This window comes from Methanosarcina sp. DH1, assembly GCF_020804205.1.
Lineage (GTDB): Archaea > Halobacteriota > Methanosarcinia > Methanosarcinales > Methanosarcinaceae > Methanosarcina > Methanosarcina vacuolata.
In genome coordinates this window covers 176,294-199,815 of record NZ_WJBJ01000020.1, presented here as the reverse complement: position 1 = coordinate 199,815, position 23,522 = coordinate 176,294, and the positions used below count along the sequence as shown (strand labels likewise).

17 protein-coding genes and 1 pseudogene are annotated in these 23,522 nt (G+C 41.2%); 12 read left to right on the top strand and 6 right to left on the bottom strand.

What is annotated here, in order from left to right; translation table 11 throughout:
• Positions 1 to 317 precede the first annotated feature (317 nt).
• Complete coding sequence (locus FXW07_RS11205) at positions 318 to 1,019, bottom strand: putative Ig domain-containing protein (RefSeq protein WP_229395506.1); 702 nt, start codon at positions 1,017 to 1,019, stop codon at positions 318 to 320.
• A 492-nt stretch (positions 1,020 to 1,511) separates the two neighbouring features.
• On the opposite strand from FXW07_RS11205, the pseudogene FXW07_RS11200 reads away from it, so the two are divergent.
• The 4 genes and pseudogenes from FXW07_RS11200 to FXW07_RS11185 all read left to right on the top strand — a co-directional run.
• Positions 1,512 to 1,586, top strand: a pseudogene (locus FXW07_RS11200) (IS6 family transposase); the annotation flags it as partial.
• A 265-nt stretch (positions 1,587 to 1,851) separates the two neighbouring features.
• Entirely contained in the window at positions 1,852 to 2,373 is a 522-nt protein-coding gene (locus FXW07_RS11195) for a cob(I)yrinic acid a,c-diamide adenosyltransferase (protein WP_048120552.1), read from the top strand.
• Positions 2,374 to 2,696: 323 nt separating this feature from the next.
• The gene (locus tag FXW07_RS11190; protein WP_229395505.1) at positions 2,697 to 6,053 is read left to right on the top strand and encodes an SNF2-related protein; all 3,357 of its coding nucleotides are present in this window, start codon (positions 2,697 to 2,699) and stop codon (positions 6,051 to 6,053) included.
• 1 nt (position 6,054) lies between these two features.
• A complete protein-coding gene (locus FXW07_RS11185; protein ID WP_229395504.1) occupies positions 6,055 to 7,005 on the top strand; it encodes an SWIM zinc finger family protein in 951 nt (316 codons plus the stop codon).
• Between the two features lie 125 nt (positions 7,006 to 7,130).
• Here FXW07_RS11185 and FXW07_RS11180 read toward each other — a convergent pair whose 3' ends face one another.
• The 3 genes from FXW07_RS11180 to feoB are packed head-to-tail and all read right to left on the bottom strand — an operon-like array spanning position 7,131 to position 9,726.
• Positions 7,131 to 7,382: a FeoA family protein gene (locus FXW07_RS11180; protein WP_229395503.1), complete on the bottom strand. Its 252-nt coding sequence runs from the start codon at positions 7,380 to 7,382 to the stop codon at positions 7,131 to 7,133.
• Positions 7,376 to 7,543 carry a hypothetical protein gene (locus FXW07_RS11175; protein WP_176722181.1) on the bottom strand — a complete coding sequence of 56 codons (168 nt, stop codon included), beginning with the start codon at positions 7,541 to 7,543 and terminating at the stop codon, positions 7,376 to 7,378. Before FXW07_RS11175 ends, FXW07_RS11180 begins: the two co-directional genes overlap by 7 nt.
• Complete coding sequence (feoB, locus tag FXW07_RS11170; RefSeq protein WP_229395502.1) at positions 7,540 to 9,726, bottom strand: ferrous iron transport protein B; 2,187 nt, start codon at positions 9,724 to 9,726, stop codon at positions 7,540 to 7,542. The genes FXW07_RS11175 and feoB overlap by 4 nt, the downstream gene beginning before the upstream one ends.
• Positions 9,727 to 10,392: 666 nt before the next feature.
• On the opposite strand from feoB, the gene FXW07_RS11165 reads away from it, so the two are divergent.
• The 7 genes from FXW07_RS11165 (at position 10,393) to FXW07_RS11135 (ending at position 20,592) form a co-directional block, all read left to right on the top strand.
• The gene (locus FXW07_RS11165; protein WP_229395501.1) at positions 10,393 to 10,938 is read left to right on the top strand and encodes a cupin domain-containing protein; all 546 of its coding nucleotides are present in this window, start codon (positions 10,393 to 10,395) and stop codon (positions 10,936 to 10,938) included.
• 838 nt (positions 10,939 to 11,776) lie between these two features.
• Complete coding sequence (locus FXW07_RS11160) at positions 11,777 to 12,505, top strand: GAF domain-containing protein (RefSeq protein WP_229395500.1); 729 nt, start codon at positions 11,777 to 11,779, stop codon at positions 12,503 to 12,505.
• A 526-nt stretch (positions 12,506 to 13,031) separates the two neighbouring features.
• Positions 13,032 to 15,761, top strand: coding sequence for a histidine kinase dimerization/phosphoacceptor domain -containing protein (locus FXW07_RS11155; protein ID WP_229395499.1), 2,730 nt, complete (start codon positions 13,032 to 13,034; stop codon positions 15,759 to 15,761).
• A 169-nt stretch (positions 15,762 to 15,930) separates the two neighbouring features.
• Entirely contained in the window at positions 15,931 to 16,107 is a 177-nt protein-coding gene (locus FXW07_RS11150; RefSeq protein WP_229395498.1) for a cation transporter, read from the top strand.
• A gap of 38 nt (positions 16,108 to 16,145) precedes the next feature.
• A complete protein-coding gene (locus FXW07_RS11145; protein WP_229395497.1) occupies positions 16,146 to 16,460 on the top strand; it encodes a cation transporter dimerization domain-containing protein in 315 nt (104 codons plus the stop codon).
• 5 nt (positions 16,461 to 16,465) lie between these two features.
• Positions 16,466 to 17,563: a chorismate synthase gene (gene aroC / locus FXW07_RS11140; protein ID WP_229395496.1), complete on the top strand. Its 1,098-nt coding sequence runs from the start codon at positions 16,466 to 16,468 to the stop codon at positions 17,561 to 17,563.
• Between the two features lie 713 nt (positions 17,564 to 18,276).
• Positions 18,277 to 20,592: a DUF3160 domain-containing protein gene (locus FXW07_RS11135; RefSeq protein ID WP_229395536.1), complete on the top strand. Its 2,316-nt coding sequence runs from the start codon at positions 18,277 to 18,279 to the stop codon at positions 20,590 to 20,592.
• Between the two features lie 278 nt (positions 20,593 to 20,870).
• On the opposite strand, the gene FXW07_RS11130 is transcribed toward FXW07_RS11135, so the two are convergent.
• Positions 20,871 to 21,212, bottom strand: coding sequence for a hypothetical protein (locus tag FXW07_RS11130; RefSeq protein ID WP_229395495.1), 342 nt, complete (start codon positions 21,210 to 21,212; stop codon positions 20,871 to 20,873).
• Positions 21,213 to 21,886: 674 nt separating this feature from the next.
• Here FXW07_RS11130 and FXW07_RS11125 point away from each other — a divergent pair.
• Positions 21,887 to 22,285: a cupin domain-containing protein gene (locus tag FXW07_RS11125; RefSeq protein WP_048117956.1), complete on the top strand. Its 399-nt coding sequence runs from the start codon at positions 21,887 to 21,889 to the stop codon at positions 22,283 to 22,285.
• Between the two features lie 243 nt (positions 22,286 to 22,528).
• Here FXW07_RS11125 and FXW07_RS11120 read toward each other — a convergent pair whose 3' ends face one another.
• On the bottom strand, positions 22,529 to 23,485 hold the full coding sequence (locus tag FXW07_RS11120; protein ID WP_229395494.1) for a hypothetical protein: 957 nt from the start codon (positions 23,483 to 23,485) through the stop codon (positions 22,529 to 22,531).
• Positions 23,486 to 23,522 lie beyond the last annotated feature (37 nt).

The window sequence follows — 23,522 nt, the reverse complement described above, 5'->3', positions numbered from 1 at the left end:
TCAACTTGTCCTATATTACAGTACTGAAATCTTTCAATTAATTTCAAAAATCAGACAAATGAAGCCCGTCAACATTCAAAAAAAAGATAGCAGAAATAATTATGGGAATTGAAAGGACATCTGCGGAAATCCAGGTGAAAACTTGAATTTATTCTTTAATATCCCTGAACTCGTAAAAAAGAAGATTTAGTCTGTAATTTTTAATATTGGCTCTTCGCCATTCTTTATGGATAAAATGATTCTCAATTCAAGACCGCATTGGTTTTTATGAGGACATTATGAGGATATCCACACAAAACAACGAAGAGCCTTAATATTTATCTAGAGACTTCGTGATGAGCAACCGCTTTTTTGTAAAGCTCAGACGGTAGACTCGAAGATCCATGAAGTTCAGGTGGTTTATAGTTCTTTGGGACAAGGAATGCAGCGACTTTTGTTGCGTATACATCTCGTCCGCCCGTATCTATATCGCACTTCCATTTACCATTGCAGTTAATTGTTGTTAATGGTTGAGCCCAGGTGGGTTTATTCCACCATCCTAAATTTGGGACATATATAAAGACAGCAACCCTATAGGCTGAAGTACTTACACCTTTAACTGTGCCTGAAGCGTATCCTGAGGTTCCATAACGTGACACGGAAGTAATTTTTATTTTTGGATTCTCAGCTAATACTGTTATTTTTACTTTCTCAGAGTCTTTTAGACCTTTGGCTTTCGCGCTGAATGTTACAATATAGTTTCCCTTCTGACCAATTGCAGGTGTCCAGGTAAACTTGCCAGTGCTCGCAGCCAACCTGGCTCCACTTGGTAGGCCTGTAGCAGAGTATGTTACTTTATCGCCATCAGGGTCTTTTGCTGTGAGAGTAAAGCTTAACGTTTTCCCTTCATAAACTGTTTTACTGCCTATAGGATTAAGTACTGGAGGATGGTCAACAGAAGCTGCGGTAATTCCTGTTGTCATCAACATGAAACACATTAGTATTGCAAAGAAAAACGGTCTATTCAACTTAGTCTTCATTTAATCACTCCTATACATCACGTATAACACAAATTATAACACAAATTATAACACAAATTATAACACAAATTTTCGGTCTATGATGTCCGCGCTCATAATTGAGGTTTCTATCATTGCGATATTTCCTCAACGCTCGAACCTAAATCTTCATTCTGGGGTTTCGATTCCAAAATTAGTTCCTTATTCTGGAAAAATCATTGATCTTCGGATCTACTAAAAAGTTAAGTTTTGTGAACACATATTTCAGAATCGCTTCCGAATGCAGTACTAAAAGAATTTTTAGAAAATTAAGATTCGTATCTGAAAATATTGTGGCTCTTTTTATTCAGTTGATAATATATTATCCGCCTACTATTTTGTTGATCTTTTACCAATAATGCTCTTAATAAAAAAACAAAACAACAGTAACAAAAATCATCTACATCGCTCAAATACTTATATTTATTCATTATATACAACGAAAAATGACGAAATATTACATAAAAAGTAGGCCTTCGGCAAATCAAGTACTTGAATTATATTATTGAACAGGATCACAGACCAGTAAAGCGGATAATTTATCTAATGTAAGGCTTTCAGTCTTTTTATATGTCCATTGTTCCGGACCTCAATGAAACTGGAACTGATTTGTGTTCCTTGCACAAAAACGCAATCATTTGTCATACTGAATTTTTAATCATGGCAATATCAACAATGTAAAAATGGACAACCAAAAGCCCTTTTATGGAGAAAAACTAATTTTTTATGGGTTATGGAGGCCCTGATACAAAAATTACATTTTCCTGCAACTACACTCTTTTTGGGGAGAAAGTACACTTTCTGAGGGGTTAAATTGGTTAAAGGCCTGGTTTATCTTTACACGGGGGAAGGAGAAGGAAAGACCACAAACGCCTTTGGACTGGCTCTCAGGGCTGTAGGCCACGGGTACAGTGTAATAATTATCCAGTTCATGAAAGGCAGGAAGTACATAGGGGAGTACAAAATAAAGGACAGGCTAGCTCCGGAATACGAGATCCACCAGTTTGGAAGGGAAGATTTCATAGATTTCAAGAATCCCATGCCTCTGGATTATGAACTGGCGGAAAAGGGCCTCGAATTTGCAAAAAAAGCCCTGAAAAGGAAGCCCAGGCTCCTGATACTGGACGAGATAAATCTTGCAGCCCACTTTGGCATTGTGAAAACCGAAGATCTCCTCAAACTGCTGGATGATATACCGGAAGAAACTACAGTCGTCCTGACAGGGAGGAGGGCTCCTGGAAAACTGATAGAAAGGGCAGACCTGGTAACGGAGATGAGGCTTATAAAGCATCCTTTCGAGAAAAACGTCCTGGCAAGGGAAGGGCTTGAATATTAATCAAAAACATGTCCAGCTCACAAAATATACGCTTCCTGCATGTGTATATTCAAGGATGTTGTAGGAGAATCACACGTTGTTATCAAACTTGCGAGTTAGGCAATTAAAGGTTTAATGTTATTGCTTTTCAATTCAAGCGTGTAAGTTCTGAAGCGTATAATTTCTGAAGCGTACAAGTCCTGCAATCGTGGAAAATAATTATGGAAATATTAACTATGTAACAGTGGAAGACTTTTTTGAGAACCTATGCCGAAGAACAAACGGAGTTTTCAAGCAGCTCATTCCGATTCCTTTTAATATTTCTTTGCTAATATACAATATCTATGATAATTCTTCATGCAGGCAGAGTTGGAAAACAGTTCTTCTTATGGGGTGAAAGCCCGGCTGAAAACGAAATTCAGGGCGCTCGACGGGGGCGAAAACCTAAAAGTCCGACGGCAAAGCCTTATCCTTATGATTCTAGTTTTGAAAACCTGTTTTCTGCTCTTGAGCTGCTGCTGGGCAGTCCTGACCGAAAAGAGGGCAAGAAAATTAACGTCTGGATGCCGACTATAGGCGGGAACCCGGTTACTTCCAGCTCTCTGGTTGCTGAAATTCCGGAGTCGAAAGCCGAACTTTCCCTGGCTCCCTGGACGGTTAATGCATACCCTCTGGAAGCTGAAGAAACTCTTGTTCTTCTCTGTGCCTGCATGGGAAAACGAGTTTTAGCCCCTGGCATCATTTCAGGAAGTGATCTCCTCTGGTGGGCCGATGCTCTGAAATTTGCAGGTTCACTGGTCGCAGGACAGAAATACCTGCCTGGAGTCAGGGAAGAAGAAGGAGAGTACAGGGCTTTCTGGGAACCCGTATTTTCCGGAGAAAATGCAGAAGAGCTGGCAAAACTTGCAAAGCAAATGCCTCCTGCTTCCAGGGCTCTTGCTCCTGAATCCTCTGCCGTGCCGCCTGAAATGCCTGCAACTTTAGTGGCAAGGCAGTTTATTGAAACCTCTCTTGACTGGATAGTCCGATCCGAAATAGGAGAAGGGTTTGCAAAAGAGACGCGCAAAAGAAAGTCCTTTGACAGTATCCATGATGCCTGGGTTTCTGCCCTGAAAAGCCCGGACGGGCTGATCTATGGAGATGATACCGAACTTATTCAGCTTGAGGCTCGGGCCCGTGAATGGCAGCGTCCCCTCACAATACTTACTACTTCACCTTTCAGGTTCTGTTTTCGGCTGGAAGAACCAGTTGAGGACGAAGAAACTGAAGAACTCAAAGAAACCACAGAAAACAACAGAAGCAGGGAAGAGATAGATGATATCGAAATTCCCAAAGGGCTGTGGTACGTCCGCTACCTGCTTCAGTCTTACGAGGACCCAAGCCTTCTGATTCCTGTAAAAGAAGCCTGGAAGCCAAAAAAGGGCAGCCCGTTGAAAAAATATGATGTGAAAAACATTCGTCAATTTCTGTTATCTTCCCTCGGGCAGGCTGCCGGTATTAATGCAGGAATCGCTTCCAGCCTTGAGGCTCCCAACCCAGCCGGATATTCCCTTGATACGAAAGAGGCTTACCGTTTCCTGACTGAAAATGCAGTGAACTTAAGCCAGGCCGGGTTTGGAATACTTCTTCCTGGCTGGTGGACTCGCAAGGGTACAAAAACTCACTTAAAAGCCCAGGCAAAGGTTAAGGGCAAGAAGTTACAGGCCGGAAACGGGCTTACTCTAGACAAAATCGTCAGCTTTGACTGGGAAATCGCCCTTGGGGACAGGGTGTTAACAGCCAAAGAGTTGCGGGCTCTTGCAAAACTCAAAGCTCCACTTGTGAAGGTTCGCGGGCAGTGGGTTGAGGTAAACGATGCTGAAATCAAGGCTGCTCTTGAGTTCTGGAAGAAGAACCCCCATGGAGAAGCAAACCTGCGCGAGGTTCTAAAGCTTGCTGTAGGAGCATCCGAAAATGCTGGAGGTCTGGATTTTGAAGGGATCAATGCAGAAGGCTGGATTGGAGAATTAATCAGTCGCTTAAAGGACAAAACCGGATTTGAAGAACTTCCGGCTCCCAATGGTTTTTCAGGAACTCTTCGGCCTTATCAATTCCGAGGTTACTCATGGCTTTCTTTTTTGAGGCAATTAGGCATAGGAGCCTGCCTTGCAGACGACATGGGGCTTGGAAAAACCATCCAGACGCTTGCTCTCATCCAGTATGACCTGGAACAGGTTGAAGAAGGGGCAGCCGGACGTGAAGATTCAAAACTTATTAGCGTCCCTAACGTTTCTACTGCTCCCAACGTTTCTACTGCTCCTAACGTTTCTACTGCTCCTACTGCTCCTAACGCTTCTACTGCTCCTACTGCTCCTAACGCTTCTACTGCTCCTAACATTTCTAATGCTCCTAACGCCGCAAAACCTGTAGCCACAAAACCGGTTCTTCTGGTCTGTCCGACTTCGGTTATCAATAACTGGAAAAAAGAGGCTGCTCGCTTTACGCCTGAACTTTCGGTAATGGTGCACCACGGCACCAGCCGGAAAAAAGAAGAGGAATTCAAAAAAGAAGCTATGAAACATAGTATTGTTATCTCAAGCTATGGTCTTTTGCAGAGGGATGTTACGTTCTTAAAAGGTGTTCCCTGGGCTGGAGTGGTACTTGACGAAGCCCAGAATATCAAAAACCCTGAAACTAAACAGGCAAAAGCTGCCAGGGCGCTGGAAGCCGATTACCGCATAGCTCTTACAGGGACTCCGGTTGAAAATAATGTAGGCGACCTCTGGTCCATCATGGAGTTTTTAAATCCCGGCTTCCTCGGCAGTCAGGCCGGCTTCAAGAGGAACTTCTTTATCCCCATTCAGGCCGAAAGAGACCCGGAAGCTGCAAGAAGGTTAAAAGAAATTACAGGTCCCTTCATCCTGCGTCGCCTGAAGACTGACAGTTCGATTATCTCTGACCTGCCGGAAAAAATGGAGATGAAGACCTATTGTACGCTGACAAAAGAACAGGCTTCACTCTATGCGGCAGTCCTCAAAGATATCGAAGAGGCAATTGAAGAAGCTGATGAAGAGGGAATCCAGAGAAAAGGAATAATTCTATCTGCCCTTTCCAGGCTCAAGCAGGTCTGCAACCATCCAGCACAGTTTTTGAAGGACAACTCCGGAATTCCAGGACGGTCAGGAAAACTCGAAAGGCTTACCGAAATGCTGGATGTGGTTCTGGAAAACGGAGAAAAAGCCCTTGTTTTCACCCAGTTTGCGGAAATGGGAAAAATACTAAAAGAGCACCTGCAGGCGAGCTTCGGCTGTGAAGTCCTTTTCCTGCACGGCGGGGTTCCCAGAAAGCAGCGGGACCGGATGCTTGAGCGTTTCCAGGAAGGAAAAGAGTATCTCCCGATTTTTGTCCTCTCCCTTAAAGCCGGAGGCACGGGGCTTAACCTTACTGGAGCCAACCATGTATTCCATTTCGACCGCTGGTGGAATCCGGCTGTTGAAAACCAGGCAACTGACAGGGCATTCCGTATAGGCCAGACAAAAAACGTCGAGGTTCACAAGTTCATCTGTGCAGGCACGCTTGAAGAAAAAATCGATGAGATTATTGAGCATAAAGTGCAGGTCGCAGAGAATGTTGTCGGGACAGGGGAATCCTGGCTGACAGAACTTTCCAATGAGGAATTGAAGGAAATTTTTACTCTTAGAGAAGAAGCGGTAGGTGAATAATATGGCAGCTTACTGGGATGGATATGGTCATTATGAGCCCACAAAGCCAATTGAAGTCAAAGGAGGAATCAAAGCAAAATCCAAACGTGGGAGCTTTGTCAAGAGCTGGTGGGCAAAACGCTGGATCAAAACCCTTGAAAGCTTTAACCTTGGAGCGAGGTTAACCCGCGGAAAAACTTATGCTCGTAAAGGCCAGGTAACTTCCATAAAAATAGAAACAGGGCTTGTAAGAGCCAAAGTCCAGGGTTCAAGCCCCAAACCCTACTCAGTAACAATTAAAGTCCGTACACTGAACGGTTCCGAATGGGAACGTCTTGCAGAAAGGCTTGCCTTAAAGCCTATATTTGCAGCCAAGCTCCTCGCAGGAGAAATGCCGGAAGATATCGACTCTGCATTCCAGGAAATAGGTCTCTCCCTTTTCCCTGAAAAGCTCGAAGACCTTGAAACCGACTGTTCCTGTCCTGACTGGTCAAACCCCTGCAAGCATATTGCAGCCGTCTACTATCTGCTCGGGGAAGAATTTGACAGGGACCCTTTCCTTATCTTTAAGCTGAGGGGGGTAGATATGGACGATTTTATGTCCATTCTCGGAAAGGGTTCGGGCCCGGAAAACCAGAACCTTGTTGCAGAAGCCAGAAGATTCCTGGAAGAGCCGGATGTTGAGATCGGAACCGAAACCGGAGCCAAAAACAAAGAAGGAATAGCTCCTTTTTCTCCGGAGCCCCTGCCACTTGATCCGGAAACTTTCTGGGGTAAGCTTCCTGAAAATCCAGAAGAAGGAAAAAGCCTATCCCTTGAGGTTCATATCCCTCCGGCTGCAGCAGTTCTTCCAAAAAGGCTTGGAAAATTCCCCTTCTGGCGGGGCGAAGAGGATTTGCTTGAAGTACTGGAGGGTATTTACAAAGAAGCTTCACCTTCAGGGATGATGATCTTCCTTGGAGAACGTAAATAAATGTTGGAGGTCATAAATGAGTGCTCTTATGAGGACCTCTTCCCTCACTCTATTATATTTTTGATTGTGTGTTCGGACGGGTATCTTTCCGAGGCCATTTCCTGTACCTCTTCATTGGAGTAAAATCAATAGCTAACATAAATATTATTCGCAATTTCCTTATCAACAGCATACCTGGTCTGGTCAACCTCAAAAAGATATGACGGCGAGCGCCGGATCAGTGTAATAGGCATACCAGGCAGGATACCCATAGCTATTAACTTCTGTAGAATTCCCGGGTTCTTCGTTTCAAGGTGGGCAATTTTTCCGGTTTTTCTGGGTTCCATTGCGCAGAGAGTTATAGTTTTCAGATCAAAATGTGGGTTTTTAGTTACCATTTGAAAAACTTCCTTATGGATTGAATAATCTTTGCTTCTTGTACAAGTTCATATCCGCAGTTTGGGCAGCACTGCTTGTTACAACTATGAAGTTTCCCGCAGCCGGTGCATTTCGTTTCATCAGCTTTCTCAAATTCGTTTCCGCAGAGTGGGCATTTCACAGGGTAACCCCCAGCAGTTTTAGCAGGTTATTTACGATGAAGCCTGTAAGGAAGGCAAACGGGAAAATGAAACCCGAAATTGTAAGGGCTGTTTTTAAACCTCTTTCTTTTATCGTCATCATGAACTGAGCTATGCATGGCATGAAAAGGGTAAGAGTAATGGCTGCAACTACGAGCTGCACACCTGTCAGTAATCCTGAGTCATGCATTCCATAAAGTCCAGCTGCCCCAAAATCTCTCCTGAAGAAACCGAAAAGGAAGACATCAGCTGCATCAGGAGGCAGGCCTATCCAGACTGTTGGGTATTCTATGATTTTCAGGGCAAGGGCAAAAAGGCCTGTTAGCCTGCCTATCCATATCAGAACACTTGCCAGTACAAATAGGGGCAGAACTTCCAGAAAATACCAGTGCATTCTGGAGTAAGTTTTAACCAGTATGTTCGAAAGCTTCGGTTTCCTTAGAGGAGGCATTTCAAGTATGAAGGTGGGAGCTTCTCCTGGCAGGACTCTGGAAGCCAGGAAACCTATCAGGATAAATTCCAGTATTATTACTACAGCCCAGATAAGCAGGCTTTCAGGGTTTCCCGAAAGGACTGAAATAATAATGCCTAGCTGTGCCGAGCAGGGAATTGCAAGAGCCAGCAGGATATTTGCAATGAGCCTTTCCCTTTTTGTTTCAAGGGTGCGGGTGACCATTGTAGCCATTGTAGAACAGCCAAACCCGAGTACCATTGGGATTACTGCCCTTCCGCTGAGCCCTATTTTCTTGAACATGCCATCCAGGAGCAGGCCCAGCCTTGGAAGATAACCCGTGTCTTCTATGATGGAAAACACAAGGAAAAAGGCTCCCACTATCGGAAGAATAAGGGCAATTGCATATGTTACGGCCTGGGTAAAAATTCCGTATTCTCCCACAAAAAGGTCCTGAAGAGCTGGATAGGGTACAAGCGACGTGAACTTTGCAGTTACAAGGGGGTTTATGTATCCTCCAAAGACCGTATTTTCCAGAAAATCAACAACTGTTCCGGCTGCAAATACGCCTACAAACAGATAGAGCCCGAAGTACAGGATTAAAAACAATACAGGTATCCCAAGCACAGGATGGATGAGAATACTGTCAATTTTCTCGGAAAAACCGAGATTTCTATTCTGTGTTTTACTTCTCTTTATTCCAGTATCTTCTTCTGCTCTTCTTTTTCCGGCTTTGCCATTACTTTTTCTCTCGCTTTTCTCAGGTGTTTTCATTACCTGTTCTACGATTTCGTTTACATGTTCCTGGCGCTTCAGGGTGAACAGGTAGGAAAGAGGGACTTCAGATATCTTTGAGGCAGCTTCTGCAAGTTTCTGGATTTCTTCTGAGCTTTTTCCGCGACTTTTTCCCTCACAATTTGGGGTTTTTTCAGCCCTTTGCAGGTATTCAAGGGCTGTCCGATCTTCCTGCAGCAGCAGGAGTGAGATCGCTCTTTTTGAGATTCCGGCTGAGATTTCGGTTGAGATTCCGGCTGAGATTCCTGCTGAAATTTCGGCTTTTTTTGCGGGGTCAAGCAAACCTTCAACTTTTTCGATATATGGCTCAATTTCTGTACCATAGTCAAGTTTTTGCCTAAATTTTTGAATGTTGTTTCCAGGAGTAAACTCCGAAATTGCAGCTTTAAGTTCCTCTACCCCTTTTCCTTCACTTGAAACCGTTCCAACAACCGGGATTCCCAGGTAATGGCTGAGTTCAGATATATCGATTTCAATTCCTCTTTCTTCAGCTTCGTCCATCATGTTCAGGACAAGGATAAGAGGAAGCTCGGCTTCAAGTAGCTGCAGGGTGAAAGAAAGCATCCGCCTGAGGTTTCGGGCATCTATTACATGGAGGTAAACTGAAGCTTCTTCCTCAAAAAGTAGAAGTTGAGAGACCCTTTCTTCCTCACTTACAGGGAGCAGGGAGTACATCCCGGGCGTGTCGATTATTTCATATTCCCTTTCTCCTATCCTTGCTTTTCCGTGGGTGATTTCAACTGAGGTTCCCGGATAATTGGAGACCAGTGTATAACTTCCGGAGAGGGCATTGAAAAGGCTGCTTTTTCCCACGTTAGGGTTTCCTATAAGTATGATTTTCGGAAGCCCTTTTCCTGGTGTGCATCTCGTTTTTCCGCAACAGCATTCTCTTTCAGGGCAGGTAACTGGTAGTTTCATATTTTTGCTCTTATATTTAGGCAGACCTAATTTTTTAATTTGTCCATATTTAGGCAAACCTAATATTTAAGGCTAATGCACAAGGCAAAATTACCTCAAGTCTATTGTCTAAAAGCAGGGTTTCTAAGAGTTTTGAATCAAAAAAGCCTTTTACCTGAATCTTTAATTCAAGTTTCAATTTGCAAGCTTATCCCAAAACCAATTTTCAGTTTCACTCATTAAGATTTTCTGGAAAATATTTCAGGATCAGAAACTCGATTTTTCTCGGTTATCTAAATATGCATGAGTCCGCGTTCCAAACCTGGCAAACCAATGACAAAGCTGTCCTTTGAAGATGAAATACTGAAAAATATAAACATTGTGAATATTCCTGGGGGAGTTCTATGTAAAAAATCAATTTGTAGTCGTCATTTTTATTCATCCAATATTTATATTTCTGCTTATATTATATTCATCGAATATAATTATACTATTGCGTGTGTTTGAAATCGCCTTTGCTGGCAAGTTCCATGATATAAAATGAGGATAGAATTTACTACTGTTAGTATCCTCATCAAAATACATTGGACAATTTATTAATGATGAGCATATCTGCCAGCATGGGTGAATTGAATATCTAAAATCTGCAAAATTGATTAAGTTGAAACAGGTTGGGGGAGTCAACAAATGAGTCTTAAAAAGACACTGGGCATTTTGCTGGCAGTTTGTTTTCTACTATCAATTACCGTAGCGGCAGTAAGCGCTAAAGAACTTCCCAGTATGGCTGGAAAGGAGACATGCAAGACAGTAGAAAAGGCAAAAAATCAAATGAAAGGGTTTTCTACCAATATCGAAAATGTCACATTGGAAAATAACTATTTCCGGAAGGTACTCTATACTGCAAAGCATAACCAACTATCGATTATGAGCCTCAAACCAGGGGAAGATATCGGAATGGAAGTGCATGAGAATACCGACCAGTTTCTCCGCTTTGAGGAAGGGCAGGGAAAGTGCATAATTAACGGTAACGAATATGAAGTCGGTAGCGGATCTGCAGTGGTTGTGCCGGCAGGTGCCCAGCACAATGTCATCAACACTTTGAAAACAGGTTCTTTAAAATTCTATACGATCTATTCACCGCCTGTTCACAAGGACGGCATTGTACGCGCCACGAAGGCCGAAGCCGAAGCTAATCCAGAGGAATTTGATGGCGTGACTACGGAATGTAACTAAGGGATAAGGTCATTAAGAAGTAGGAATAAACGCTTTATATTCATAAAGCACTTTTCTTTTTTATATTTTTAAATAAATGCCTGAATCTCCTCGAAAACATTCGTTAGCAGCAATGATGGCTGTGATTGGTTTTGTATCCCAATTTTTTGATCTGTTTTTAGGGAGCTTGTACGAGAGATTCAAAAGTCAAATTTTTGTAATCATCTATCCGAATTTTGATCTTTTCTTTTGGTTCTTCGTCATTCTCTATGTAATACTATTTTCAATTAAATAACGCGCTGGATTTTATGAGAATATTATGAGGATATCTACACAAGACAACGAAGAGCCTTTCTTTTTCCAACCCCTATCGTTAAAAATAGTTCGTAAGTATATTAATGTGTTAATATGTTTGTCGCCTAAAGTAGGTATTAAATAATACAACTTATCTATATATCTAATAATTAAAGAATGATTATTAATAGTTACCAATATAAATATGAAAATTATTCATATATCTATATATATTTTTTAATTTAAGTTAATATTTTTATTTTAATTCATTTTATAATATCTAAAATTCGCTTCTTATTTTTATATCTGGTAACTGTAATTAAAAATAAAGATCATCGGATAGCCTCAAAAACTAAATTTGATTGTACAATTGGGATGCAAAATTCGACTTAAAGGTAAATATACGCCGGAGTTTCGGAAAAATTTCCGATTCTAATTTAAACTAAAAAATATCAATTATCCAGTTGTATAAATGAATTGAGTTTTTAGATAGCCTGTAATACAAATTATATAGAAAACTCAAAATTTCGAGTATTAAACATATTATTTATGGAGAGTGGAAAGCATGAATTCTAGGTATACTACAAGTCAAGAATCCACAATGTATCAGGCACTATTGGATGAGAATAAATTACTGGCAGATGAAAACAATGCATTAAAGGAAGAGGTACAGAGTCTAAGAGCATGTCTGGCACAGGCTGAAGGACTTGAACAGACTACAGGTAAAATTGATCCGGATTACAAACAGGTAGAGACAACCTATAGTGAGCGCGAAAAACAGTTGATGTTTGGCCTCGATGCAATGACCAGGCTGCATAAGATCGGTACACTGTTCGTTCGCGAAGGTAATCTTGAACCGGTTCTTGTCGAAATAGTCGATGCTGCAATTGCAATTTCTGGCGCTGACTTTGGCAATATCCAATTATTGGACCCTGAATCATCTGAACTTAAGATTGTAGCTTCTCGTGGATTTCCTAAATGGTGGCTGGACTTCTGGAATAGTGTATCTGTGGGAAAAGGAACTTGTGGTACGGCGCTTGGACGCAAAGAGAGGGTGATTGTCGAGGATGTTGAACAAAGCCCAATTTTTGTAGGTACTCCTGCTCTGGAAATCCAGCTTAAAGCTGGAATACGAGCGGTACAATCTACACCAATAGTGAGCCGGTCAGGAAAACCACTTGGCATGTTCTCAACACAATATAAAAAACCACATAAGCCAGACAAAGATACACTTCAAATGTTGGATCTTCTAGCTCTCAGTGCAGCCGATATCATCGAAAGAGCAAGTATCTAAAAAAGCATCAAGTACTGACAGTGCGAATAAAACCTCTGAAGAAATACAATTCTTGTTCGATTATCTCTATTTTCAAATGTTATATTCTCTTTATGTTATATTCTCTTTATATGTCCCGATGCAAGAGTATATAACGTTTGAAAAAAAACTTTCCTTATAAATCTACAACGCTATAAGCGTCTCAAGCATGGGAGCAGGCTATCAAAATAACTAATATTAGGACTTACGCACTTGAGGAACAAAATCAATTACAACAAAGACTGTGGATTTAAGTAATGTTTTAGACAGTTTGCTGTCTAATGCTGTTGATTCTTCAGTTCAACTGCGTAAGTCCTATAATATAATATCTGTCAAACTAATATAATATCTGTCAAGCGAAATATCTCAAAAAGCAGTGCCAAAAAAGCAGAAACTATCATCCGATCTACAAAATATTGGGGATGTTAATCAAATATTAAAGTAAAAAATGATTTCAGAGAACCTAATCAGCAAGATCGAATTAATCTTAAAAGGTCAGTATAAAAATATGACTACCAAACATACTGATGGCTGGGAGCCTATAACATGTCAAGCATTATTAGATGAGAATAAGCTACTGGTGGATGAAAACCGTGCATTAAAAGACGAAATACAGAGCCTAAAAGCATATTTGAAGCAGAATGAAGAACCTGAGCATGATATTGATAAACTGGATCTGGAGATAAGGCAAGCACATCTTCTGGTAAAAGCCGACCTGGAAGCACTGACTCAAATACATGAGCTGAGTACAAAACTTTTGGGAGCTGAAGGGATTCAACCATTATTAAAAGAAATAATGGACGCAGCAATCTCTATTGTGGAAGCAAAAATGGGTACCTTGCAACTCCTTGAGGATGATTCGTTACATATTGTTGCCCATTATGGTCACGAACAGCCTTTCCTGGATTATTTTGCATCTGCTGAGAACATGGCTTCAGTTTGTGGAAAGGTGATGCAACATGGAGAGCGCATTGTTGTTGAGGATGTTGAAACAAGTTCTATATTTGCCGGGACACCTTCTCTGACTGTGATGCGTGAGGCCGGAGTACGAGCGATTCAGTCCACACCGATGTTAAGCCGGACGGGTAAGCTTCTTGGTATCCTTACGACTCAATGGGATTTTCCTTATTCTCCAAACGAGCATGATCTCTGGAGGCTTGACTTGCTAGCGCGGCAGGCAGCTGACCTGATAGAGCAGGCCAGATCAGAGAAAGCATTGAATGATCACAAAAAATATCTACTGTCCGACCTTAATGCTATGACCAGGCTGCATAAGATCGGTACACTGTTTGTTCGCGAAGGTAATCTTGAACCTGTTCTTGTCGAAATAGTCGATGCTGCAATTGCAATTTCTGATGCTGACTTTGGCAATATCCAATTACTGGACCCTGAATCCTCTGAACTTAAGATTGTAGCCTCTCGTGGATTTCCTAAATGGTGGCTGGACTTCTGGAACAGTGTATCTGTGGGAAGTGGAACTTGTGGTACGGCACTTGGATCTAAAGGGAGGGTAATTGTCGAGGATGTTGAACAAAGCCCAATTTTTGTAGGTACTCCTGCTCTGGAAATCCAGCTTAAAGCTGGAATACGAGCGGTACAATCTACACCAATTGTGAGCCGATCAGGAAGATTACTCGGCATGTTCTCAACGCATTATAAAAAACCACATAAACCACAGGACCATGACCTTCAGCTAATTGACCTGCTAGCTCAGCAGGCGGCAGAGATTATAGAGAGAGCACAAATAGAAGAAATGTTACGTAAGTCCGAAGAGTGTTTCCGTATTGCTTTGCAGGGATCTTCTGTTGTTATTTCCAGTCAAGACCGTGATCTGAGATATACTTGGGCTTATAATCCTTCGCCTGGTTTTAAACTCGAAGATCTTCTGGGTAAGAATGATTATGATGTATATCAATTAGATGATGCCGAGATATTTGTTTCCATCAAAAAGCAGGTTTTGGCTAGTGGTGTTAGCAGATGTGATGAAGTGGTTATTCATAGGCCTGTTTCCGCTGGCGGAGATTTATTCCATGAGATGACCACTGAGTCATTGCGCGATGCTACAGGAGCCATCGTTGGAGTCATCTGTATTGCAGTTGACATTACCGAGCGCAAAAGAGCTGAAGAAGCATTAAAAAAAGTAAATGATACTTTAGAAGAAAAAATAAAAGAGCGTACAGTTGAACTTGAAGAAGCTTATAACTCATTACTTGAAAATAAAATTAGATTAAGTGAAGCTCAAAAAATAGCCCATCTCGGAAATTGGGACTGGAATCTGGTGACTGATGAATTATACTGGTCAGATGAAATACACAATATTTTCGGACTTTGCTCTCTAGAATTCGATGGGACTTATGATGCGTTTTTGAATCTTGTTCTTCCAGAAGATAGAGAATATGTGAATAATGCTTTTAAAGAAGCTTTTTACGGGAAATCTTTTGAAATTGATTTTAGAGTTATCTCAGCTAATGGAGAAGAATGCATACTCTATGCACAGGGACAAGTAATTTTTGATGAGAAAAACACTCCTATTAGAGTCAGAGGAATAGTTCAGGATATCACTGAACGTAAAAAAACAGAAGAAGCTCTGGTAAAACTCGAAAAAGTCCGTATAAAAGAGATTCACCACAGAATCAAAAATAACTTGCAGGTAATCTCTTCTCTTTTGGATCTCCAGGCCGAAAAGTTTGAGGATAAGAAAGTCAAGCAAGCTTTCAGTGAAAGTCAGAACCGCGTACTTTCAATGTCTCTAATTCACGAAGAACTCTACAAAGGAGGGCAGGCGGAAAAACTGAACTTTTCAGAATATCTTAAAAAATTGGCTGATAGCCTGTTGATGACTTATGGACTTAGCAGCATAAATATCCGCTTGAATATGGATCTGGAAGAGAATACATTTCTTGATATGGATACTGCTGTTCCTTTAGGCATTATTGTTAATGAACTAATTTCTAATTCTCTCAAACATGCATTTACTGGAAAGAAAGAAGGAGAAATTGGAATTCAACTTAGAAGGCATGGAGAGACAATTAATGGAATTAACAGGTCCGAGTTCTGTCTGGTAGTTTCAGATAATGGAAACGGAATTCCTGAAGGTCTGAAGTTAGAAAGTATCGAGTCACTTGGCATGCAGTTAATAAATATTTTAGTAAATCAGTTAGACGGAGAGCTTAAATTAAAAAGGAACAAAGGTACTGAGTTTACTGTAAGGTTCAAGGTAATAGAAAAAAACACTTAAGTAGCGACAAACCAGAGTTTGCTCTTCGCCATTCCCTGTGGATAACTATGGATAAGATGATTTCCAATTCAAGACCGCATATCAATAATATCTCCTATTTATTCGATCACCTTATTTATTTGGGCAGTGGAATTGCCTAAAAGGCCAATTTAGTGTCCGTGATGGGAAATTGACCAGTACATTGAGTATGACTGCGGACGGTTATCACTCCCTTTTTGATGGTTTATCCAATATTGTAGGACTGGCTGGAAGTTTTATTGGAGACCGCCCGCCTGATATCGAGCATCCTTACGGACATCGAAAGTATGAAACTGTAGCCTCTATTTTTATCTCTTTACTTTTATAGCCATAGTAATTGCTTTTATCATTTTCAGGGCCGGGTACATGATTATTAAAGAAGGTTCCAGAGTCCTTCTGGATATGTCCCGAATTGAAGAGGAAGAAATTTGCAACCTGGTTATGACAGTTGAAGGCGTAAAGGGATGCCATAAAATCCGGACTCGTGGGAGCATGGGAGATTTCAAGATTGATATGCATCTGCTTGTCCAGTCGGATATGCCACTTGACGATGCACACCTTATTGCTCATAAAGTCAGCAAAAAGCTGAAGGGTGAATACAAAGATGTCTCTGATGTGGTTGTACATCTTGAACCCTCCTCCCAGCGACCCCAAGGATCAAATAGCAAAAAAACCAGTTAAGATGCATGGCTGGAAACGTTTTCGGGCAGATGTTTCGAATTACTACATGGGGCGAATCCCACGGCAGGGCTGTAGGTGTTGTGGTAGACGGACTGCCTGCAGGGCTTCCTTTCTCCGAGGCTGATATTCAGAAAGAACTGGACAGGAGGCGTCCGGGACAGAGTGAGGTTTCAACTCCGAGGCACGAGGCTGACAGGGTTGAAATCCTGTCGGGAATTTTTGAAGGGATGAGCACAGGCACACCTGTTTCTATGCTTGTCTGGAACTCAGATGCCAGGTCTTCGGCTTATGATGCCATTAAAGACACTCCCAGGCCCGGGCATGCCGATTTTACTTACATGGCCCGCTACGGAATGAGGGATCACCGTGGTGGAGGCAGGTCTTCAGCCCGGGAAACAATAGGCAGAGTCGCAGGCGGAGCCCTTGCAAAACTCCTGCTTTCCAGGTTCGGAATACAAATCGCTGGACATGTGCTTGAACTTGGAGCCATCCGCGCAAAGCCTCTATCTTTTGAAGAAATTCTTGAAAACGTAGAAAAGACCCCTGTGCGCTGTGCTGATCTTGAAGCTGCCGGAAAAATGCTTGAGAAAGTCGCGGCTCTTCGCCAGGAAGGAGACAGTATCGGAGGCATTGTCGAGCTTATTATCAGAGGTGTGCCTGCCGGCCTTGGAGAACCGGTCTTTGACAGACTGGATGCGGACCTTGCAAAAGCTCTAATGAGTATTCCTGCCGTCAAAGGCTTTGAAATCGGAGCCGGATTTGAAGCTGCCCGCCTGCGCGGAAGTGAAATGAATGATCCTTTCCGAATAGAGGATGGAAAAATAACCACTTTGAGCAATAACGCAGGCGGGATTCTAGGAGGAATTTCAACCGGACTGGACATTGTCTGCAGGGCAGCAGTAAAGCCAACCCCGTCCATAGGAAAAATTCAGCAGACAGTTGACCTCAAAACCCTGGAAAATACTGAAATTGCAATAAAAGGCCGGCATGATCCCACAATTCCTCCGCGAATGGTTCCGGTTGCCGAAGCCATGATTGCCCTTGTGCTTGCAGACCATATGCTCAGGAGCGGCTTTATTAATCCGAGAACTCTGCTGGAATAAAGAGAATGCAATGAAACTGTATCCAGATCCACTAAAATGTCCATTTTAGCTGATGCCATCCAAATGATGCCAAATTGTCAGAGATTATCAGAATAGTTTCCAACATAATAAGGTATCTTTACATTTCCCCATGTTTTTTGTGACTCTTCACTTTAAAGTTCACTCTGACAATGAGCATTCTCCTTCGAAAATCTTCTTTCAACTTTTTCCATCTCAAATTCTTTTCAATTTTCCATCTCAAATTCTTTTCAATTTTCCATCTCAAATTCTTTTCAATTTTTCATCGCAAGTTCTTTTCAACTTTTTCCATCTCAAATTCTTTTCAACTTTCTATACCCCAAATTCTTTTGTTGAATTTCCTGCCTTTTCCAAACATGAGTCCTAAAAATATCTGAACTAAATTCCAACTTTTTCATATTGGTAGAACTGCCGTGTAAAAGACCATAAAATTGTGAGGCCGCAATTTCTATCACATAAAATAGCTACGGTCTGTATCGTCATATAAGCGTTCTGTGTAAAGTCTCTAGTAATCAAAGATCAAGGAATGGTTATAATCTGAAGACGGTATGAGATAAATAAGTTTGAAGATTTGGTTAGAAAAACTTATAAAGTACGCGCTTAACTTAAATTATAGAGTTCAATTTATTCATTTTAAATTGTTAATTATTGAATTTGTGTTTATTTTTGCAGTTTCGAGGGGATCTTAGTTGAAAATGAGGACATTGATAATTATTTGCTTGCTTATAGTATCACTGATATCTGGATCAGGTTGCATTGGCAGCAGCAGTGAGCCAGTTAATGAAACAAGTTCAGTTAATGAAACAAGTCCAGTTAATGAAACAAACTTTGAGGACGAAACAGACAATCAGACCAGTTCATTTAATTCCACCGAAGAAGACGTTTCTATAGAGAACTCTTCTGAAAAGACCAGTAATACCCTTAAACTTGAAGGGCAAAGCTCCTTTTCCAAATATTACAATAAAGAAAATCTGCAGTTCGAGGCTACAGTTCCCACTTATTCTTTACCTCTGCAGGATTCCGAGATTGCAAATTATTATCAGGTCACCCAACAGATTCCCCTGACGGACGAAAACAGGGATTTACTATGCAAAAACGGTTTTATTGTAATTGAAAATGGAACTTCTGAATACCCACTTACAGCAGGGCAGACTCTTGTAAATGAAACATACAAAGATCTGAAAGTGGCCGATATTCCTATTTTCATTACATCCGATTCTCTTCTTCACCTTTACCACATCCAGTTTGATGAGACGCTAAAAAGGGTAGAATCTGAGGAATTTTACGACGACCTGTGGAAACTTGACAAGGCTCTCCTTAAAGAATCCATAGAAGATTATGACAGCGCGTCAGGAGCAAAAAAAGAAGCTGCAAGAAGAAATGTTGCATACTTTGCCGTTGCTTTAAGCCTTCTTGAACCAAAATCTGAACAGACAACTGAAAATGCAAACGTTGCAGTGGAAACTACACCCTTCAATTCTAGGGACGTAAATGACTACAGTGTAGAAGTCCCTTCATTTGTAAAAGATGACGTTGAAGCCGAACTGAACCTGATAGAAGCTCACGAAGGACTTGCATCTTCTCCGATCTTCAAGTATAGTGAAGATTACTCTCAGTACATGCCACGGGGACACTACACAAACTCAGAGAAACTGAAGAACTACTTTAAAGCCATGATGTGGCACGGTAGAATAAGTATGTTCCTTCAGTCAGACGCGATTGCTGCGGAAAGTTCGGAAAATGACGCGAAAATTCAGACCATACAGGCTCTTTTAATTTCGGACCATTTTGGCAGGGACAAAGACCTTCAAGCTAGATGGAACAGAATCTACAGCGTGACAGCTTTCTATGCCGGTTTTTCCGACGACCTCGGACCCTATGAGTATGCAAAAGTTCTGGATACTGTTTTTGGGAATGATAGAAAAGGATTAAGTTTCGACAACGAAAGTCTTACAGCACTGAAAACTGAACTTGAAAAATATGAAAGCCCAAAAATCTACGGTGGAACAGGGGGAATAATTCAGACAGGCTCTGAAACTGAAAACGAAACTCTTGAGACTACAAAAGGATTCAGGTTCATGGGCCAGCGCTACACTCCAGATTCCTATGTCCTCCAGAAACTCCATCCCCCTGCCCTGAACATTATGGATCTCCTCGGTTCCGAAAGGGCCGGAGAACACCTGAAAAGCCTGAATATTTCCGAAAATGAAGGATACGAGAAAGCTCACACTTCTCTTGAAAATGAATTTGGAGCTTTTGATGAAGAGGACTGGAATAAAAATCTTTACTGGGCTCAACTGTACGCTTTAAAGCCTCTTCTTGTAAGCTATCCTGAGGGTTATCCCACCTTCATGCAGACTGAAGCCTGGGAAGATAAACAGCTTAACACGGCCCTTTCTTCCTGGACCGAGCTCAGGCACGATACTATCCTCTATGCAAAGCAGGAGTACTTTCTAGGTCCTCCCCAGGTGCCACCAGAAGAAAAACCTGTTCAGGGCTATGTGGAGCCAGTTCCCGAATTTTATGCAAGGATGCTTGCCCTTACAAAAATGGCACATACCGGGCTGGCTGAAATGGAAGTTCTTGATGAGCAGTCGGATAAAGATTTTACAACTCTAGAAAACACTCTTGAAAAACTGCTGGAAATCTCGATTAAAGAGCTCGAAAATAAAGAGCTGACAGAAGAAGAGTATGAGTTCATCAGAAATTTCGATCAAAACATATCTCCAATGCTTGAGAATGTAGATATAAAGTCCCAGAACTCCATTCTGGTTGCAGATGTCTATACTTCTCCTGCTGGAGTTCTGGAAGAAGGAACCGGTAAACTGAATCTGATAGTAGTAGCCTATAAACAGCCCGATGGCAGGATTGTGCTGGGAGCAGGCCCTGTAATGAGCTATTATGAGTTCTGGCAGCCCGCAGGACAGAGGTTGACAGATGAAGAATGGAGAGATATGGTAGCACATAATCCCCCAGAAAGGCCAGAATGGGTTAAGTCTTTTAAGGTGTGAAGTATGCTACGTGTGAAAGATGCCATTCTGCATGTAAAAGATGCTATATGTGAAGTATGCTACGTGTGAAAGATGCCATTCTGCATGGTTTATCTTTTCCGTTTTTCTTTTTAATGGCACACCTGCGTAGTTCTGAAAAAATAGGTAATGTGCCAGATTTCTAGAACTCGAAAAATAAGGTACAGAATGTTAAAGGCAAAGGTCAAAGAGGAATAATCCTGGATGGAAGTAAATGGTTTTCGCTGATAATTATCGGTTTATTCCCGGCAATTTTTCTTTTATGTGTTTTCCAGGGGAAATGATTCGGTTATGAATTCTTTAAATATTTTTTTAGATTTTTCAAATCCGGTATACACTCCATCCAGGCGCTGCTCCGAGATATTCGGCTTTTTTGACAGAGTGATGCCGTCTAAGAGCTTGTTAAAGTTATTCTCCAGGCCTCTTATCTTTTCAACCGGATCGTTGTCCATGTCGGAAAGAGAGAGTTTTTCCAGATTATCCTCGAAAGTGTATTTAGCTATATCCATGCCTTTATTAACTCCTTCTTTAAAGTCTGAATAAGCCTGATAGTCTTTATTCCTTTCAATGCAGACATTAAATTTCCTGATGAGATCCTTCATTTTTTGAGTATCCAAAATCTTCGCTTCCTTTTTTTAAGTGATTTTGATTTGTGAAATCTTTTTTAGATTGCAGATGCAAGGGTTTCAAATTTGTAGAAACGCTAAATTATGAGTTTAAACTATGATTTATGAATACTAATTATATTCATCGTTTATAATATTAATTATCTTATTATAATTGCATAAAGCGCTTTCACGCTTCGCATGACAATTATCCACAGTGTTATTATAATATATAAGATATAATATACAAAAATAGCATTTACAAGTATATTAATCTTTTGATATAATTTATTAAACTGTAAATTGTTAAATTGGGCTAAATAATGGAAACATTTCATTGAGTTTTTAGATATTCCTTTTATTGTTCACAGAATTTCAAGCATCAGAAACCAGCTTATAACAAACCTGACCAATCCGTAGATATAATTTTTAGAGTTTTTTAATAGTGTCGTTTGTTTTCTTGGTACACCAGCAAAAGGAGATGTGCTTTTGTTAAACTCTGAACTCTATTACTTTTTTAATATCGATTTTAAGGAATTTTATTCAGGAATATAAATAAGAAATTTAGGTTAAAGTTATGCAAATGATATTTTTAATCTCTTATAAGGTATATATTTAGTAAACCTTGCTCTCAAATACTCTTATATACAAATAACTATAAATGAAAATATATGAAAGGATTTTCTATAAATATCGAAGAAGCCACTCTGGAAAACAGTAATTTCCGCAAGGTACTCTATACCTCAAAACACAGCCAGCTGGTACTTATGAGCCTCAAGCCCGGGGAAGAAATCGGGATGGAAGTGCATGAGGAAAACGACCAGTTTTTCCGTTTTGAGCAGGGGAAGGGGAAGTGCATAATTGACGGTAACGAATACGAACTAAGTGACGGCGTTGCAGTAGTTGTGCCGGCCGGCGCTCAGCACAATGTCATCAATACTTCGGAAACAGAGGAGCTGAAACTCTATACAATCTATTCACCGGCGCACCATAAGGACGGAATCGTGCGTGCGACAAAAGAAGAAGCCGAAGCCAATGAAGCGGAATTCGATGGAGTAACTACGGAATAACAGTTTATTCTGCAGTGGCCATTGATAATCGAATCTAAAATACTTTGTTTTTTATAAAAAATGTATTTTTTCTCTCTTTTTTGTTTCTCTCTTTTTTGTTTCTCTCTTTTTTGAACATTCACTTACTTTATGTGAGGTTTAATGCTGGTTAACGTGTGGCTCAACTCTAACGACACATCTTAGAAAATGAAATGTCGATCTGCCGAAAGTCGGCTTGAACATTACCTGTTAACCGGGCGATGTTCAGATTATAACCTCGGACACAGGTCGTCTCAGAGATCTGGGAAGAGACTCTGCATATCCCAGGCGTAGTAAAAGCTGGGGGTGCATGTTGCCTGCGGACAATAGCTTTTGTAACTTCTTTTTGAGTTCCGGCACTTCACACGGCTGATTTATGTGGGCGTTTTTGATACCAAGAGCTGTGGCACATAATGCTAGCCTTTCAAAACTTCTCCCTGTATTGATCCAGGAGTTGATATCATCGTTTTCCGACAGTAAGACCATCAACACAGACGAGCTTCTTATGTATTTTTCATCCATTTTCGATTGGCCCTTAGCATTCAAAAAGAATTTCATGAATAGTTTCCCTATAAAGCGAGGCGATGACGGGTTTCCCATGGCCTTTGAGCTAAGACCATCACGATATCGGTTTGCTTCGGCCTCGTTGAATCTTATCCATGACATCAGTTCCTGCATAAAATCCCGGTCATTCATCTGTATGCTGTTGCCTTCCTTAACAAGCTCTATTATCCCTTCCATTTTTTCCGGTTCAGTCACAAAAAGCACCGACACTCCCTGCTCTAATGGCAGTGATGCAAGCCTTTCCATATCAGCTCCAGGAATAGGTCTTCCATCATATTGTCTTCGAGTACTCTGCTTTATAGGGATAGCATTGAAAAGCCAGTCATTATTGGCTTTACCTTCTGCAAGCTCTAGATTTACAGAAATAGCCCTGTCCTCAAAAGAGTATCCCACCAGTGCTCTGTACCCTTCATGCTCGGCAGCTATTACCAGATTCTCCAGTGCACATCCGAGGCTTATATATAGCTCCCTTTCCAGGGGGTCAACAACCGGGAGTCTCCTTGAGATATCTGGATAAATAAAAATTGTATTCTCTTTTATCCTGAACTTCCAGGGCTGTGTATTGTGCCCCGAAGGAGCCATAACTGCGTAATGTAGAAGTGCTGTCATATCTGGCATCGGTTCACCTGCAATGGTGTATAAGATATTTATAAAG

Coding starts and splice junctions, on each gene's coding strand:
- FXW07_RS11205 (WP_229395506.1), bottom strand. CDS start 1,019: ATGAAGACTAAGTTGAATAGACCGTTTTTCTTTGCAATACTAATGTGT.
- FXW07_RS11190 (WP_229395505.1), top strand. CDS start 2,697: ATGATAATTCTTCATGCAGGCAGAGTTGGAAAACAGTTCTTCTTATGG.
- FXW07_RS11185 (WP_229395504.1), top strand. CDS start 6,055: ATGGCAGCTTACTGGGATGGATATGGTCATTATGAGCCCACAAAGCCA.
- FXW07_RS11180 (WP_229395503.1), bottom strand. CDS start 7,382: ATGGTAACTAAAAACCCACATTTTGATCTGAAAACTATAACTCTCTGC.
- feoB (WP_229395502.1), bottom strand. CDS start 9,726: ATGAAACTACCAGTTACCTGCCCTGAAAGAGAATGCTGTTGCGGAAAA.
- FXW07_RS11165 (WP_229395501.1), top strand. CDS start 10,393: ATGAGTCTTAAAAAGACACTGGGCATTTTGCTGGCAGTTTGTTTTCTA.
- FXW07_RS11160 (WP_229395500.1), top strand. CDS start 11,777: ATGAATTCTAGGTATACTACAAGTCAAGAATCCACAATGTATCAGGCA.
- FXW07_RS11155 (WP_229395499.1), top strand. CDS start 13,032: ATGACTACCAAACATACTGATGGCTGGGAGCCTATAACATGTCAAGCA.
- FXW07_RS11145 (WP_229395497.1), top strand. CDS start 16,146: ATGATTATTAAAGAAGGTTCCAGAGTCCTTCTGGATATGTCCCGAATT.
- aroC (WP_229395496.1), top strand. CDS start 16,466: ATGGCTGGAAACGTTTTCGGGCAGATGTTTCGAATTACTACATGGGGC.
- FXW07_RS11135 (WP_229395536.1), top strand. CDS start 18,277: ATGAGGACATTGATAATTATTTGCTTGCTTATAGTATCACTGATATCT.
- FXW07_RS11130 (WP_229395495.1), bottom strand. CDS start 21,212: ATGAAGGATCTCATCAGGAAATTTAATGTCTGCATTGAAAGGAATAAA.
- FXW07_RS11125 (WP_048117956.1), top strand. CDS start 21,887: ATGAAAGGATTTTCTATAAATATCGAAGAAGCCACTCTGGAAAACAGT.
- FXW07_RS11120 (WP_229395494.1), bottom strand. CDS start 23,485: ATGCCAGATATGACAGCACTTCTACATTACGCAGTTATGGCTCCTTCG.